Origin of the sequence: Bacillus cereus group sp. MYBK30-2, assembly GCF_051915945.1 — a bacterium.
Classification (GTDB): Bacteria; Bacillota; Bacilli; order Bacillales; family Bacillaceae_G; genus Bacillus_A; species Bacillus_A paramycoides.
The window spans coordinates 13,967-30,131 of the sequence record NZ_JBQAFR010000005.1; the positions used below are offsets into that span (position 1 = coordinate 13,967).

Here is a 16,165-nt window from a genome sequence, read left to right on the forward strand (position 1 = left end):
AAACTTCTTTTTGGAGTAATTTGTATCATATCTAGCTTGTAACAATAAAGACGTGGTATGAGCTAAAGGCAGTTATGATAAGGGAATGAGGAAACGAGAGTAGTTTTTCGTATTATGTCCGTATGTAAACTATTTCTTCATGATTTTGGTCATTTTCATAATAAAGTTAATCTGTGGTTAATTGAAGGGTTTACAGACTGGAGAGGGGGGGAGGAACTGGTATATTTAATTCTAATATTTTTGTTTGCAGTTGGATTATATTTCTTAGTTTTCGATAACCCTTATATAACTATATTTCTTATAATGGTAGGGAAGTCATTATATGACAGTAGAAAGAACAAACAGTAATCAAGACTACAGGAGGGAGTTTGCGAGTAATAGTGATTTATGTGGTTCTACTGTTCGAGAAGGAGATTACGGACAATCGAAATATATGTGAGAACATTAAGGGAGTAGCCAAAATACTACCTCTTTTTTACTTATAACCTACCATGAAACTAATTTTTGATATGTATCCAATGTACCATTCACCTCTATATGAAATGCTAGATCAGATATTAATTTCGACGAAAATAGAAGATGCCCTTTTATTTGTTAAATTCACAAAATGAAAGAAAAGTGTCTCTACAGTTCATACTTGTATATACACTTTTCTTTCAAAAATATTTTTATTTATGCCACGAATTTAAATGACCCACCAGGTAGCACCATTAAAACCGTCAAAACGATGTAGTACCATTAAAACTATCAAAACCATCAAAACAATTAGAGCAACCACCGCAACCACCGCAACCACCACAACCAAAACCAAAACAACCGAAGCAACCAAAACAACGGAATCCACCACAACGAAATCCACCACAACGAAATCCACCACAACGAAATCCACCACAACGAAATCCACCACCACAACGGAATCCACCACCGCCACAACGGAATCCACCACCGCCACAGCGACGAGCATCATCTTCAATATAGTAATATGGATATTGGTTTTGCTGGTCCCAATACACAACATTTCCAGACTGATAATCATTAAGGCTTAACGATTGTAGTTCTTGTTGAAAATTATTCATTTTCATGCCCCCCGTTTATAAACTAAAACCCCATCGATGTTTTCCTATATTTCCGTTCGCTAAATCTAAGTAGAAATAGCGCTATAAACTAAGTTCAATACGTACACCAACAAAATATGACCTATCACTAGATGATGCAGCTTGTTCATATGCCTATTTTTAGGTTGTTTTTACTTTGGGCTCATTTTTATAAATGGAAATTATAAAATATGAATTTAAACAATAACATTTAGATTTATGTCATCATCTTCTAGTTCTATAGCTTAAGCGTGGTAGTTTTTTGCGTGATATCTTTTAGTCATAACCTTTCTTTAAAAGTTGCCTTTGAATTAGGTTGCTTTGAAACAACAAAAGAATTTTTTAGTATCGCTCATAAAAAGTCAGAGGGAAGGTGTTTTGAATATAAAGATGTGAAGTATCTTAAATTCTTTAAAAGTTAGGATCGTAGGATAAGTGGTAGATAGATTAATTAATATATTATAGATAGAGTAGTAGTTTGTTATTGGAGATGGATTTTAGTATTAAAAAAGAAGTATGGGAGTGTAACTTGTGATAAGTTTTGGTGCTGAAAATTGGTAAGTAGGTGGGGGGACATATATTCTGGCAAGCTTTATATATTTAATTTGTGAAGCAATTTCAGCGATAGCTTGGTCTACACCTCCTTATAAGTATTATTTTAATTTTATTAGTGATTTAGGTGTACCGATGTATGCAGTTTTTGATGATTGGATTGTAAACTCGCCGTTGGATTATGTGATGAATTTTGGATTTTTTGCACATGGTATCCTATTTTTATGGGGTTTTTGTATAATCATGAATCTATTCTCTGTAAGAGATAGAACGGTTATCTTGGGATTATCTATAGTTCATTGTATTGGAATTATAATGGTTGCAATTTTTACAGGTTATGATTATTGGGGATTAAAATATCATTTTATAGGTGCTGTAATGGCTATATGTGCAGGGAATTTTGCTTTGCTATATACAGGACTAGCATTAAGTAAATGTAAGGATTGCAGAAATTTTTCTCATTTAAGTGTGAGTTTAGGAGTAATAGTAATCATTAGTGCGTGCTTGTGTAAATTCAACACCCTTGGATATCCAGCAGTGTTTGAAAGAATATCTGTTTATACAATTATGGGATGGGGCATATTGTTTGGAATACTTCTAATAAAGGGGGTGTATGGAAATATCGTTCGTGAATCTAAAAAGTGTGTAACCTGAAAATAAAATTTAAAAATAATCATGACTTTATTCTAAATAGGCAGTTGTTTTTTTGAAGAAAAACAATAAAAGTATATATTTATTAGTCTCATCTAATAGATATATACTTTTATTTTGTTTGCGATTTAAATTATAACTTCCCCATTCTGGAAAGGCTCGAACTTAAGACCTCCACGCTGTAAAGATAAGAAACATATATTTTACGTTTCGGGAATATCGAGAAAAAAGTTAGTCGTATCAAGGTGTATAGGGGATTCTATATTTTCTTATGTAAATTCTGTAGCGTAGAAAAATGAAATTTCTTGACCAGAATCTTGGCCGATTTTTACTTGGTTTCTTATGAGTTTTTTTGAAGAGTGATCTAATGGATTGCTTTTTTTATTAGGAAGTTTATTGAAGTAATGAATTCACTTGTACTTTTGGTGCCTGCCCCCTGATGCATTAAAGTTTTAATATACTGGGGGTGGGCACCAATTTGGATATGGAATATATAGAAGTTACTCTAGTTGTCCGGATTTTAAATTAGCTGTAAATATATATAAACATCGTTATATATTGGTCTTTTAGTATCTAGTATTAATGGTTCAATTTAATATTAAACTTTCATAACGGAAAGGAAGCATCCGAACAAAGAAATAAAATTTTGTAATTTTGGAGTCAAATGATGTATTTTAATTTATTAATGAAATAAAAATGCCCAGACTTGTTAGAAAAAACAACAGGCTAAGGTATTTTTTATCTCACAGTATAAATGTTTGTCAGAATTAACAAAGTGCACATCCATCATTTTAAGACATAGTACCATTTATTGTTAAAATAATTGTTATCACCGACACAGCCGAGTAAAGCGATACGATTCCCCATCCAACTATTCGTTTCCACCGAGAGTTAGCGTGTTCCCCCATAACCTTTCGATCGTTGGTAAGTAGAACTAAAAAGATTAGATCCGGAACAAACAGCATAATCGCAAAAATTTGAGTAAAGACAGCTATCATACTTAATGGCAAACCAGGGATTAAAATAATCACTGCTCCCAGTAACAGACAGCCAAAATAGAGGCCATAGAACTTTGGTGCTTCTGATATTTTATGGTTTTGACTCCTCTTCCAGCCAAAGGCTCCGGCAATAGTATAGGACGAAGAAAAGGAAATTGTGATAGCAGCAAGCCAGCCGGCATTAAATAATCCTAAAGCAAATAAAATGCTACCTAAGTGGCCGGTAACCGGTATGAAAGCAGTAATCAACTCAGCCGGATTGGACTCATCGAGATTAGCCACCTGTCCTACGAGTGCAGCACCGCAGATCATGACAGCAGCCGCAAAAATCGGCTGTAACAGGGAGCCCAGTGCAATGTCAATACGCCCTAACCGTAGATCTTTGCGTGTTAGCCCTTTATCTAGGGTTGTGTTATTGTTGTAATACAACATAAATGGAGCGATGGCATTTCCGATTGTTGCCAAGATAAACACCAACATCCCATTTTCCTTTAGATCCCATGATATACTCGGCCAACTGGTAAATACTTTACCAATTTCAGTCGGATCGGGGTGGGACATAAAGGCGACAATGATAAATACAATATTGATTACTCCGACAAATATCCCTAATCTCTCTTTTGACCAATATCCCATAAAAAACATAACAAAACAGACAAAGGCGAAGCTGATGAGATCACTTATCAATAGTGGTAGACCTATCAGTGTCAGCCCAGCCGTCATTCCTATAAACTCAGTTACAATGTACATCAAGTTTGCCAACGCTAATGCCGCCACACTGGCGTAATGCCAAAACGATCCGAAATGGCGAAGAAGCAGTTCCCTATACTCGGTTTTGGTTACCGCTCCTAGACGCATTGACATCTCCTGCATGTTATAGTCAATAGGCGCGAGCAGAAATAGCAGAGGAAGAAAAAAGCTTATGCCAAACGTGGCTCCTGTCATCGTATAACTGATCATACCTCCAGCGTCATTATTGGCTAGCGACGAGATAATACCTGGTCCTAAAAGCGCCCAAAATAGCCATAGTTTTCTTTTAAATCCTGACCTGCCTTTTGTCACCTTTTCTTTAAAGGAAATACTTTCGTCCGATTGACTTTCTTTTGAAGAACCTGAATATGAATCTATTTCGCTCATTCCTTTTTCACTTCCCCTATGATTTTTTAAATACATCCGTATTCTATTCTCGGTTGTTGAATAATTTGCATGGTCCTATAATTTTTTTGATAAAAACTCAACAAGTGTTGTAATTTTATCAACAGTAATTAGAATAAGTGAAACCTTTTCTCAACAGCTAAGATAACATATACAAACTATAGGGAGATGGTGATTGATGGTAACAGAATATGTGTCTGGGATGATTACATCCATTTGTAGGTTCTGGTGCAAAAACTTTGAAGTATATGAAAATGGTCTATCAAACTTGGGCATACTGATACTAGCACTCTAAAAAAGGATGTGATTGGTATGGAAAAGCAAAATCTATTCAAGTGGAAACATTATCAAAGGATATTATTTTATTAACCGTGAGATGGTACCTACGGTACAACCTCAGTTTTCGTGATTTAGTCGAAATGATGGAAGAACGTGGGCTATCCCTTGCTCATACAACTATCATGCGATGGGTTCATCAATATGGTCCCGAATTAGATAAGCGCGTACGATGTCATCTTAAATCAACCAATGATTCTTGGCGAGTCGATGAGACGTATTTGAAAGTCAAAGGTCGATGGATGTACCTATATCGTGCTGTTGATTCAAAAGGAAATACAATTGATTTTCATTTAAGCAAAACAAGAGATTATAGGGTTGCAAAGCGTTTTTTCAAGAAAGCTTTGCAGTCTTTTCATGTTTCAAAGCCCCGTGTGATTACAGTAGACAAAAATCCGGCCTATCCTATAGCGATTGAAGAGTTGAAGACAGAGAAAAAGATGCCTGTAGGCATCCAAATAAGGCAGATAAAATACCTTAATAACATTGTAGAGCAAGATTATCGTTTTATTAAAAAGAGAGTTTGTTCAATGTTGGGATTGAAATCTTTTCGTACAGCTAAATCTATTCTTTCAGGAATAGAAGCGATGCATATCATTAAAAAAGGCCAACTTATTTTACGGGACAAGTCTGTCCAAAATGAAATGAAGTTTATTCATCAACTATTCGGAATGGCTGCATAAGAATAGATTCCATTAGGAATCTATATGCCTCTTTCAAATAGGTGCAATCTTTGCACCAGAACCTTTTTTTCTCCAAGCCGACAGAAAAAACGCAAGATAATGGTTCTCGACTTGGATAAGCAAGTATACGAGCCGAACCGCTTAGATCAATCGCTCAAAAATTCTTTTTATTCAATATGTTGATACGTTTAACTCGTGGGGTTTCGCCCTCACACGACGAGCCAGCACTCTAGCCAAAACGCAAGTTTCTAACCAAAAACAAAACCATAAAAAAGAAAAGTTATATATTAAACTTTTTTTATTGAATAATTTAGGAACTAAACTGAAACCCTTGCATAATATGTAATTAGGAAAAACAGTTTTGGAAACAAAACGCCCTTTCCGTCGGGGCAACCCGAAGGGAAGACCGATGTCTTCCCACCCTACATAAAAAGATCACCTTAGGGTGGTCTTTTTTAATTTTAGGTAATTTTCAGGTTTGATGAATTCCTCTCACTCTTTATTTTTTTATGTATTAATAAAAAAATCGAGTATAAAACATTTGCGGTTTCATACTCGATTTACTATGTTTTTTTATTTCCAGAATTTCCACCAATGTTATTTAGGATAAGTTTGGGTATCGCTCCAATGTAAAGACTAAATGACTTTAGTAACTAATTTTGAGCTTTCTCCTATAATCTCTAGTATAGAAACGGAATAATTCGCCAAGTCTTGGACTGATATTGTTTATATTGTTCACCAAACAGTGTAACAAGAATTCTCTCTTCAATTTTTATACGATACGAATACGCAAGGAAAAATAAAATGATATTTATGATAATGGCAATGATCGAAGATGAAGATATAGCAAATCCTAAAAAGGTCAAAAAAGACCCTAAATAACCAGGATGGCGAATATATTTATATAGACCGTTTTGAATTAACTTATGTTCCCCCTGCATTCCGACATTCCTACTGTAAAATCTCCCTAATATTTTCATTGAAGAAAATCTTATCCATACACCAATTAGCCCGACAATAACACCAAAAAACAACAATGAATTAATCTTATTTATTGTAAAGAAATACATAATCTCTGGAATGGTTAACATCAAGGCTAAAACTACTCCGATAAAAAAACTAGAACCACGATTTTGTTTTTCTTCTTTAACAGGTGAACTTCTATAAAATTCTAATAATAAATACAGAAAAATAGGTAAATATGCTATGAAAAACATAATTCTTTTTCCTTTCAATAAAAGTATCTTATGATTAACTCATTTATTTTTATCAATTAGGTCACGCAATTTGGAGATCCCTTCAGAAATAACTAATTGCTCTTACTTGTTCGATGCCTTTATTTTTGCAAGTAATGGCACATAATAATCAGGGATTAACTTTTCAATATAGTCTGTAACTTGTTCTGAAGGGTTTTTTAACTTATATAATCTTCGTTATTGGAAGTTATTGCTACACCTCCGTTCGGAAAGAGAGTTAATTTTTGTTTTTCTAACAGTTGAATAATCTTATCTAACTTTTGCTCAACTGGATTTTGCTTTTTGTGACTGCTGGTATACCGAAGTATACGTATAATTCCGCCAAACAGTGCACAGATGATTACTGCAATAATGATGTAATAAATAGTGGTTCCTAAAGGCATTATTCAGAATTATCTTTTTCCTTATTATACCATTTAGAAGAAGTGATATGTTGTGTAATTTTGGTAGTATATCGTATTCATGTGAGGTTAACATAACGTCTCATTATCGGTAGCAAAGAAAAAGAGAAATCCTAGTTATATCAAGATTTTGCTTTTTTTTTCACTTATTAACGTTATGCATAATTTTATACATAGTTGAGATATTAGGGTTTTGCAGGTTTAGGAATGCCCTATATTAGTACAAAAATATGTATAGAATTCTGTAAAAAAAAGCCTTGCATATAAGCAAGGCTTTTTCTATTTCTAAAATTGCCACCACTTTTTTTGTTGGGTGGCTGCAATCAATTTTTTAGTCTCCTGGGTTTCACGGATCATAGCCATTAGGTTTTGGTCACGTTCATCCATTCTTTGAATTACAGATTTTTGAAAATCCTGTTGTTGTTTTTGCTGTTCATTTAACCATTCTCTTAAATTTTCTTCATGTTTTTTAAGTTGTTCAGATACTCTTTCAGCAACAATTCTATCTAACTCCTGAACAGCTACAACTTCTTGTCCTACTTGGATTTGTTCAGGTTGTTCTTTAGTTGTTTGGATAGATTCAATATTTATAAATTTAGGGAATCCTTCTTTACTGAGGAGCTCAATAATTTGTTTTGTTTGGAGGTTTCTTTTATTTCTCATTTTAGCTATAAATTGAAAAACAGGTATACATTCTTGACGGATTAAATACTTGTTCTTTTCACCTTGTTGGAATTTTAAAAAACTACCGTAGGTTTGACAGTTTCGTTTTATAGTCATAGCTGATACTTTTATTTCTTTGGCTACTTCTTCAGCTGATAACCAGTCTTTTTGTTGCACTGTTCAGGTCACCATCCTTTTAAACATCTGAACTAAACATTATTCAAACAACTAAACAGTTCTATAGATGACAAGGGATTCCTTGTTTTTTTGTTTAGATGGTTGTTTAGATAATATACCACTAATTTAACACTTGAACATCTAAACAGTCATCTGAGATATATTGACTACTGATAAGTGGTGTTATGTAGATTAAATATGAATATTATTACTTTAAAATAGGGAATGTAGACTGGTAAACAAGCTGTTTTTGTTTTTAAGCATAGAATATGATGAATTCTATTGTTGAGAGGAGGTAATCATATTCATGAGAGACAATTGTCATTTCGAAAACTTTCGAGATTTTGATAGATTTGAGGATGATTTAATATTTGGAAGACGTAGGCGTAATCGGGATTGTGACTTTGATTGTGATTGTGATGAATGTCGATTTAGACGTAGACGTAATCGGGATTGTGACTTTGATTGTGATTGTGATGAATGTCGATTTAGACGTAGACATAATCGAGATGAATGTCGAGATTGGTAAATTTCTTTGAACGAGTGCTTTGAAGAAAAGTACTCGTTTTTTGTTTTCATAAAAATATAGATTTTGGAGTTGGCTTTGGGAGTTTGAGGGTTTGGAGGCTCGTTGTCAAGGGAATCGTGGAATGAAAAGCGAGGATGGGATCCCCCAGGACAGGGTAAAAACCAATATCTTCGCCAAGATTTGTGTTTTAAATGTTTGAAAAAGGCGAATAAGAATATAGCATACATTAGAATAAGAGAATACAGTGCAAATCAGTATATAAGAACTTCTTTGTTATATACATGTTTATTCAAATTTTCTGAGGAGACTTTTTCTGTTGCTAGATATATTGAGTATCAATAATTATAGATTATGTTAGTTCAATATGATTATTGGTAATTAAGTTTTATATAAGTTATTTTTCGGAAAGTATGTAATTAAAAAGAGACAGTTTAAAAACTGTCTCTTTTTTGCTATCCGTATATGGGTAGCAAGTTTACTTGGTAATCTATGGGATGGGGTTATGGTTTGGATGATCTTCATCCTATGGTTAGTATATGTATAAGATGAAAAAAAGCTTGTACATATACTAACCATTTTTGTCTATTTAATGCTTTGTTAGTAATAAATTTATTTGTTTTTTTAATGGCATAAGTTTAATCAATTATTTTATTAATTTCATAGAATATAAAGTAACAAAATAAAAAAAGGGGTTGTGCAAAAATGTTTTGTGAACGAAGATGTGAATGTGATGAGTGCTTCGAGAGAAGACTCAGAAATGTGAGAAGAAATGTAAGAAGAAGATTTGAATTTGAAAGAGAAAATATTTTTGAATGTGAAAGAGAAAGTGTTTTTGGAAGAAGACGACGATTAGATGGTATAAGAGAAGGCGATAAAATCCAAGTGTTTTCTGGTGGAGATCGAATTAATGGTACAGGCGTATTTATTAATGTAGAAGATGGATTTCTTGTTTGGGTTGACAATAATGCGAATATTAATATTACAAGCCTAGATGTTATTAATGTTCGAAGAATTTCTTAACAGAGAAATTTTTAGAATGCTGGTAATACTCTTTAGTTAATAAAAAGATCAAAGATAAGAGCAGGGAGCTCTTATCTTATTTTGTTATAAGGAGACATGTTTATAAATTTATATGTTTTTTCACATTAATGGGTTATATATAGGTTTGGGGATTTTAAAGATGCTTTATTTTATAGATTAATAAATGAAATGCGATAAAAAATAAAAGTTAATATCATATTAAAATTTATTATAAATGTACAAGCGTAAATTTTATTATGTTCATATATATGTATTAGTTTTTAAATAAAGGAGGAGTAATCATGGGAGATCGAAGAGAATTTGAAGATGACAGATTTCGAAGACGATTAGATGGTATAAGAGAAGGCGATAAAATCCGAGTGTTTTCTGGTGGAGATCAAATTGATGGAGTAGGAGTCTTTATTCGTATAGAAGATGGATTTCTTATTTGGGTTGATAATAATGCAAATATTAATGTTACAAGCTTAGATGTTATTAGTGTTACACGGGTTCGCTAAATAGGTAATTTGCTCAAAGTTTTAAACCTCTTTATTTATAGCATTTTGAATGTATACTTTTGTTATATGAATTGAGGATATCAGGTGATTTGGTGTAAAGTCAATGTTTAAAGGGATTTGAATATAAACTAATATTCAAAAGTTTACTTTCAAATCCGATTCAGAAACGGTAACTTTCATTTTTTTAGTTACGGGATTTTTGTTGATATAAGGTATCACGACAAATTGGCGCCATGCTTTATATTAGGGTTTTAATAGTGGAAACTTTTCTAAATCAACACTTCAAACTGTAACTTGCAAAATGAAAGTTACGAGTTTTCATTAATATAAAGCGTCACGATAATAGAAATATGGCATTCATATAATAAGGGGATGCAGTATAGATCAGCATACAAGCATTCCCTTGCTATTGTTATGTTTTTTATTTAGTGTGTCAATTTTTAAAAAATCTGTATTTTATTAATAAAACATTTATATATTGGACAAGCGGATACGCTGTCACCTCAAGAAGGATAATGATTCTTGGCGGGTCGATGAAACGTATATCAAAGTAAAGAGGGGGATGGATGTACCCCTATCGTGCGATTGATATAGAAAGGCACACATTGGATATTCAACTTCGTAAAAAGCGAGATCATCAGACCGCTTAAAGTATTTTTATTATTTCCACTGTCTACTTGACAGGAAGCTGTTCAATCTTTTTTCAAAATGGATTCTTTTTATTTACCGTAGAATACGGGTTAACACGATATTTTTGATCAAACTTTATTTTAAAGCTACAATAGTATCAGTATGTCCAAGATTTAGAAATTACTTGCAATTGTCCTGAAGTATTTGCACCAGAACCGTTTCTATTGCATTTTCATTTATAGAAGTAAATCCAAGCGTTCCAGAGAAGTTAACTCCCTCAAATCTTCTATGCATTGCTTCATCCACCTATTTCACACCTCCTCCCTTCAAAGATTTTGTATTAGTGACCATTATTAGTCACCAATATAGGTGACTAATAGGTTAAATTCCTATTGTTTTTTCATGAGATCCTCTCATTTAATTATTAATGTCAACTTAAAAAAACCTTTATTTATAAGCGTTTAGCATTAGACACCAATATTAGTCACCAATATTGGTGTCTAATATGTTTAATGCACAATATTTTCATGAAATTTCTTCATCTTCGGCATGTATTTAACAGAAAAACGACGATAAATTAGTAGCTAATATAGCTAAAGCCTTGCGTATCAACGCTTAGCGATTGGTACTAATATTGGTACCAATATTGGTGTCTAATATGTTTAATGCACAATATTTTCATGAAATTTCTTCATCTTCGGCATGTATTTAACAGAAAAACGACGATAAATTAGTGGCTAATATAGCTAAAGCCTTGCGTATCAACGCTTAGCGATTGGTACTAATATTGGTGTCTAATATGTTTAATGCACAATATTTTCATGAAATTTCTTCATCTTCGGCATGTATTTAACAGAAAAGCGACGATAAATTAGTAGCAAATATAGCTAAAGCCTTGCGTATCAACGCTTAGCGATTGGTCACCAATATTGGTGACTAATACATAAATATTAAATTTCGTAATCAATACATTTTTTTCTTCGGCATCTGATTTATTTCTCTTCATAGATCCTCTTCTTTACAAGTCTTGCTATAACGCATAGTATCATTTAATTTTTAGTACCTGTTTGCTATATTGTTAAACATCTAACTGTTTCTCCTTGCTATCTCCTATATATCTTCTTCTCGTCAAATGTATATATACTTTGAACTTACTTTTCTTACATAAGAATTTTTTATTTAATACCTTCTAATGAACTCATTTACAATCATCTAAGAAAATACAAATAAATCGACTCAACCAGCGATATCCACTCATACTTACTTACATAGACTTAGGTTCACATATCTAGGCATGTGAACCTAAGTCAATTTTTGGGTCCATATCTTATATTCACATACCATCTGGTTCAATAAACCTTTTAATATCAACGGTTTTGGTATTTTCTCACTTCTTTCCATCGAGCGAAATTACAATGCTTAAAAACCGCAACTTAATATATCTAGAAATCCCTTAAAATATTATATATTTGTGTATATAATGCTTCATAACTCCCAATGTAAAACTCATGTTATTTTCAACCTTTTTATTATCTCAAATTCGGATTGAATTCTGTGCAATAAGTAAGAATACTTTTACTGATTCTTTCTTCAATCATGTTTTTCTTATATATTAAATGGATTTTACACTTTTCTACCAAATTTCAATATCTAAAATTTAAACTGTGAGGTGCTTTATGGGAAAAGAAGATTGGGTAATAAAATACATTACGGGGGCAAATCATTCTGGAATGTATCTAGGTGTAAGTGATATATATACATTGTTTTTTTTATATGAGCAACGGTTGTTGACTGTGAGGCAGCTTCATAGCTTCTATAATCACTATCATGAACAACCGATCAGCTATAATGCCTTAATAAATCGTCTTAATAAGATGGTTAAATTGAGATTTATAAAAAAGGAGAATTACTACTTAAAAAAAAGACATGGCTTTGAAATGAGTATGTACTCTATTGGTGATAAAGGACTTTACATTCTTGAACATGCTGGATTCATTACAAACAGAAAAGAAAACCCACATGTTGGGAGAAGACAATATGAACATACTCTTGGTGTAAAAGAAGTAGTTATTCGAACCATTGATTTAGAGATTAAAAGAAAAGGTTGGTTTTGTAGCCAAAATGGAGAAAATCTATATGTTTTTAAAAAACTTATAAATGAATATGGTATTTCAAATGTAGCTCCATTTTCGAAATGGTCTAGTATCCCCAAGTTTATTTATGAATCTGAAGAATGGGGAGAAAACGAAAATGTGGAGCGAGGAGCGAGGGGCGAGCGTATGCATGGTAAAGATGATGTACTTTACAGCATGCAACCATTCCCTTTATTTAGAGATACCAAAGATGAAGATGATAATTTGAAGCCTGATTGGATTTTCCGTTTTAACAAACACCAACTTAGTATAGAAGTTGACACGGGTTCTGAACGTAATTCTGTCATTATAAGTAAAATTAAAAAATATATACGATTAACAAAGCTCATGCCAACCATTCAGCACCATGTCATTTTTGCTATTATTGATAATTCATATCAAACCATTTCCGATCATGGTTCGCGAAAACAGCGAACGTCAAACTTAAAAGAGCTGATAAGAGAAATTCCAGAATTAGCTACATCTAACCTTCAGGTGTATGTATCACCTATGCGAAGAATCTCGGCCGTAATGCACCATGTATTAAACAATGCGCGTAATACTATGAACAATAACATTGATTATCATAAACAATTAATACAACGGCTGAATTACTCTTTATCATTCTCATATAACACCAATTTAATAGAATCTAAAGAACAGCTAGAGGACCATGGTTTTTACCACCAAGGCTTTTTAACAACAAATTTACCTGTATATCATTTTCAAAAAAAAGTTACACAAAATGCAGTTGGGCTATTAGAATTTAGGGCAATCGTGACTAAAATAATTGAAGGTAATGTAAATAGTTATAAAACGCTAGCAGAATTATCTCAGCTGCTTGCAAAAAATAATTCACATGAGGGAAGGTGGGTGTTTCCAAGAGATACTAAAATCATCGCTATTTATCCTAATGAATTACCTGAAACTGAATCATCTGTTCTGCACGATATTTTTCACTCTTCAATTTCTGATAATGTCATTCTAGTACGCGAGGAAGATATAAAACAATTCTATCCTCAATTTTATGATATCAGACACAGGGAGTTGAAACAATTTGAAGATTTTTTCTATCAATAATATAGACTATAAGAAAGTCTATTGGTTTGTTCTATGCCTAATTGGTTTATCGGCTTTATTTTCCTTTAGAGGAATTGTTAAATATATCTTATTGTGGTTTATCCAATTAGGGTATTCACCTATAGCTATTCCAGTACTTATAGGTGAACCATTAAATATTCCTTATTTCCTTGAACCAATATTTTCATTTGGCTTATTTATTGTTACATGGTTAATTTCTACAAAAATAAAACAATTACAAGAGCTAAAATATCGTTATGCAGTACTTGGTATATGTTTCTTAGGTATAACTTTTCAATACTTATGGTCATGTAGTACATCAATCGTAAGGACACTACTCCCTTACTTTTACTTAAAGAAGGAAATATTATTTGTACCTAGTCTTGAAATGCAAAATGCATTTGTACAAACCTTCGATAATCTTATGTTATTTATCTTAGCTTTCCCGTTAATTTTCTTACTCTTAACCTTACTATTGGCTCTTCTAATTGATTAACGCACATTGGGAGGAAATTAAAAATTTATCATTTTAGCCAAGAAGACTCCTTCCTTAAGGAACGTGAAGGATCGCAGCCCAGTGAGTAGGTGGGAGATGAATTGGCTTCGGACAAGGGATGGCATGAAGCCATCTTAATTGTTCGACATATGTAAAGTGTTACTGGACAATTTGTCATTATCACTTCACTATCTATCGAATATACGTTCGTTGTATAATAGACAAATGTCGAAATGGAGGTGAAACGAATGATTATCAATAAAGCATATAAATTTCGTATATATCCAAATAAAGCACAAGCAACTTTAATCAATAAAACGATTGGTTGTTCTCGTTTTGTATTCAATCATTTCCTATCTCTATGGGATAACGCATACAAAGAAACAGGAAAAGGTTTGACATATGGTACATGCTCTGCCAAACTTCCTGCCATGAAGAAAGAGTTTGTTTGGTTAAAAGAAGTAGATAGCATTGCTATTCAGTCGTCTGTTCGCAACCTTGCGGATGCTTATACACGTTTTTTCAAAAAACAAAACAGTGCCCCGCGTTTCAAATCTAAGAAGAACACTGTACAATCTTACACCACAAAACAAACAAATGAAAACATTGCCGTTGTAGGAAATAAAATTAAATTGCCAAAACTAGGTCTTGTTCGATTTGCCAAAAGTCGTGAAGTAAGAGGGCGTATTTTAAATGCTACGGTTAGACGGAACACTTCTGGCAGATACTTTGTGTCATTGTTAGTGGAAACAGAAGTGCAAGAACTTCCGAAAACACATTCTTACATTGGAATTGATGTAGGATTAAAAGATTTTGCCATTTTGTCAGATGGAACAACCTATAAAAATCCGAAGTTTTTTCGATCATTAGAAGAGAAGTTAGCGAAAGCACAGCGTGTTCTTTCTAGAAGAACGAAAGGATCTTCTCATTGGAATAAACAACGAATAAAGGTTGCTAGAATTCATGAATATATGACAAACGCTAGAAAAGATTACTTGGACAAAATCTCAACTGAAATCATCAAAAACCACGATGTTATCGGTATAGAAGATTTGCAAGTATCGAATATGTTAAAGAATCATAAGTTAGCAAAAGCAATTAGTGAGGTATCATGGTCACAGTTTCGAACCATGTTGGAATATAAAGCAACATGGTACGGCAAACAAGTCATTGTCGTATCGAAAACATTTGCTTCAAGCCAATTATGTTCTTGTTGTGGATATCAAAACAAAGACGTTAAAAATCTAAACCTATGTAAATGGGATTGCCCTTCTTGTAGTACACATCATGATAGGGATATTAACGCAAGTATCAATCTAAAGAATGAAGCGATAAGGCTTCTAACCGCAAGGACTGCGGAGATAGCCTAATAAATTAGAGTTCAATCGAAGAATTAAAAATAGAAGGTGAAACTTACTGTTACTATTTCTACACCTATGTAACATCATCAGCATCAGAGTATTTTAAATACGGTCTTGGAGTATTGGCAGACCTTGAGCATTTAATCATATGTTTTACCGATAAAAGACTTATGGTATTAGAAATATCAATGAGTGGTAAGTTCACTGGTAATATAAAGTGTATAGACATGAAGGATATATAAAGTGTGAATATTAAGAAAAGTTTGTTTAGGACTAAGATAACTGTCACTTCAACAGGTAACAGGAGAGATATTGTAATTAAAGCAAATAGTTTTACAATAGGCTTATCGAATCAGAAGAAAAACCTAATAAAATTAGAAGAGAAGTATAGTTAAAGATAAGAGACAAATAGGTTTTTATTTGAAGAAGGATT

The 16,165-nt window shown here is 32.8% G+C and carries 12 protein-coding genes and 3 pseudogenes; 9 read left to right on the forward strand and 6 right to left on the reverse strand.

The features are described 5' to 3' along the window. Nucleotides 1-719 precede the first annotated feature (719 nt). Nucleotides 720-1,076 carry a heterocycloanthracin/sonorensin family bacteriocin gene (locus tag ACTFQM_RS22480; protein WP_440036329.1) on the reverse strand — a complete coding sequence of 119 codons (357 nt, stop codon included), beginning with the start codon at nt 1,074-1,076 and terminating at the stop codon, nt 720-722. Between the two features lie 600 nt (nt 1,077-1,676). Here ACTFQM_RS22480 and ACTFQM_RS22485 point away from each other — a divergent pair. Then, nucleotides 1,677-2,300, forward strand: coding sequence for a DUF998 domain-containing protein (locus ACTFQM_RS22485; RefSeq protein ID WP_440036428.1), 624 nt, complete (start codon nt 1,677-1,679; stop codon nt 2,298-2,300). Nucleotides 2,301-3,088: 788 nt separating this feature from the next. Here the strand turns inward: ACTFQM_RS22485 and ACTFQM_RS22490 are convergent. Then, the gene (locus ACTFQM_RS22490) at nt 3,089-4,432 is read right to left on the reverse strand and encodes an NRAMP family divalent metal transporter (RefSeq protein WP_002175029.1); all 1,344 of its coding nucleotides are present in this window, start codon (nt 4,430-4,432) and stop codon (nt 3,089-3,091) included. Between the two features lie 330 nt (nt 4,433-4,762). Here ACTFQM_RS22490 and ACTFQM_RS22495 point away from each other — a divergent pair. Then, a pseudogene (locus ACTFQM_RS22495) lies at nt 4,763-5,469 on the forward strand (IS6 family transposase). A gap of 680 nt (nt 5,470-6,149) precedes the next feature. Here the strand turns inward: ACTFQM_RS22495 and ACTFQM_RS22500 are convergent. The 3 genes and pseudogenes from ACTFQM_RS22500 to ACTFQM_RS22510 form a co-directional block, all read right to left on the reverse strand. After that, nucleotides 6,150-6,686, reverse strand: coding sequence for a methyltransferase family protein (locus ACTFQM_RS22500; RefSeq protein WP_048374256.1), 537 nt, complete (start codon nt 6,684-6,686; stop codon nt 6,150-6,152). A gap of 254 nt (nt 6,687-6,940) precedes the next feature. After that, nucleotides 6,941-7,108, reverse strand: a pseudogene (locus ACTFQM_RS22505) (DUF4083 family protein); the annotation flags it as partial. A 303-nt stretch (nt 7,109-7,411) separates the two neighbouring features. Next, a complete protein-coding gene (locus ACTFQM_RS22510; protein ID WP_440036330.1) occupies nt 7,412-7,966 on the reverse strand; it encodes a DUF3967 domain-containing protein in 555 nt (184 codons plus the stop codon). Nucleotides 7,967-8,273: 307 nt separating this feature from the next. On the opposite strand from ACTFQM_RS22510, the gene ACTFQM_RS22515 reads away from it, so the two are divergent. The 4 genes and pseudogenes from ACTFQM_RS22515 to ACTFQM_RS22530 form a co-directional block, all read left to right on the forward strand. Next, a complete protein-coding gene (locus ACTFQM_RS22515) occupies nt 8,274-8,495 on the forward strand; it encodes a hypothetical protein (protein ID WP_440036332.1) in 222 nt (73 codons plus the stop codon). Between the two features lie 702 nt (nt 8,496-9,197). Continuing rightward, on the forward strand, nt 9,198-9,515 hold the full coding sequence (locus tag ACTFQM_RS22520; protein ID WP_440036333.1) for a hypothetical protein: 318 nt from the start codon (nt 9,198-9,200) through the stop codon (nt 9,513-9,515). Between the two features lie 302 nt (nt 9,516-9,817). Beyond that, nucleotides 9,818-10,033, forward strand: a complete 216-nt coding sequence (locus ACTFQM_RS22525; protein WP_440036335.1) for a hypothetical protein — start codon at nt 9,818-9,820, stop codon at nt 10,031-10,033. Between the two features lie 520 nt (nt 10,034-10,553). Then, nucleotides 10,554-10,680 (forward strand): annotated as a pseudogene (locus ACTFQM_RS22530) (DDE-type integrase/transposase/recombinase); the annotation flags it as partial. Between the two features lie 163 nt (nt 10,681-10,843). Here the strand turns inward: ACTFQM_RS22530 and ACTFQM_RS22535 are convergent. Next, nucleotides 10,844-10,969, reverse strand: coding sequence for a hypothetical protein (locus ACTFQM_RS22535; protein WP_440036336.1), 126 nt, complete (start codon nt 10,967-10,969; stop codon nt 10,844-10,846). A 1,370-nt stretch (nt 10,970-12,339) separates the two neighbouring features. On the opposite strand from ACTFQM_RS22535, the gene ACTFQM_RS22540 reads away from it, so the two are divergent. From ACTFQM_RS22540 to tnpB, 3 genes are all read left to right on the forward strand, one after another. Continuing rightward, entirely contained in the window at nt 12,340-13,875 is a 1,536-nt protein-coding gene (locus ACTFQM_RS22540; protein WP_440036337.1) for a replication-relaxation family protein, read from the forward strand. After that, nucleotides 13,853-14,371, forward strand: coding sequence for a hypothetical protein (locus ACTFQM_RS22545; RefSeq protein WP_440036338.1), 519 nt, complete (start codon nt 13,853-13,855; stop codon nt 14,369-14,371). Before ACTFQM_RS22540 ends, ACTFQM_RS22545 begins: the two co-directional genes overlap by 23 nt. 248 nt (nt 14,372-14,619) lie before the next feature. Continuing rightward, nucleotides 14,620-15,741: an IS200/IS605 family element RNA-guided endonuclease TnpB gene (gene tnpB / locus ACTFQM_RS22550; RefSeq protein WP_440036339.1), complete on the forward strand. Its 1,122-nt coding sequence runs from the start codon at nt 14,620-14,622 to the stop codon at nt 15,739-15,741. The last annotated feature ends 424 nt before the right edge of the window (nt 15,742-16,165 follow it).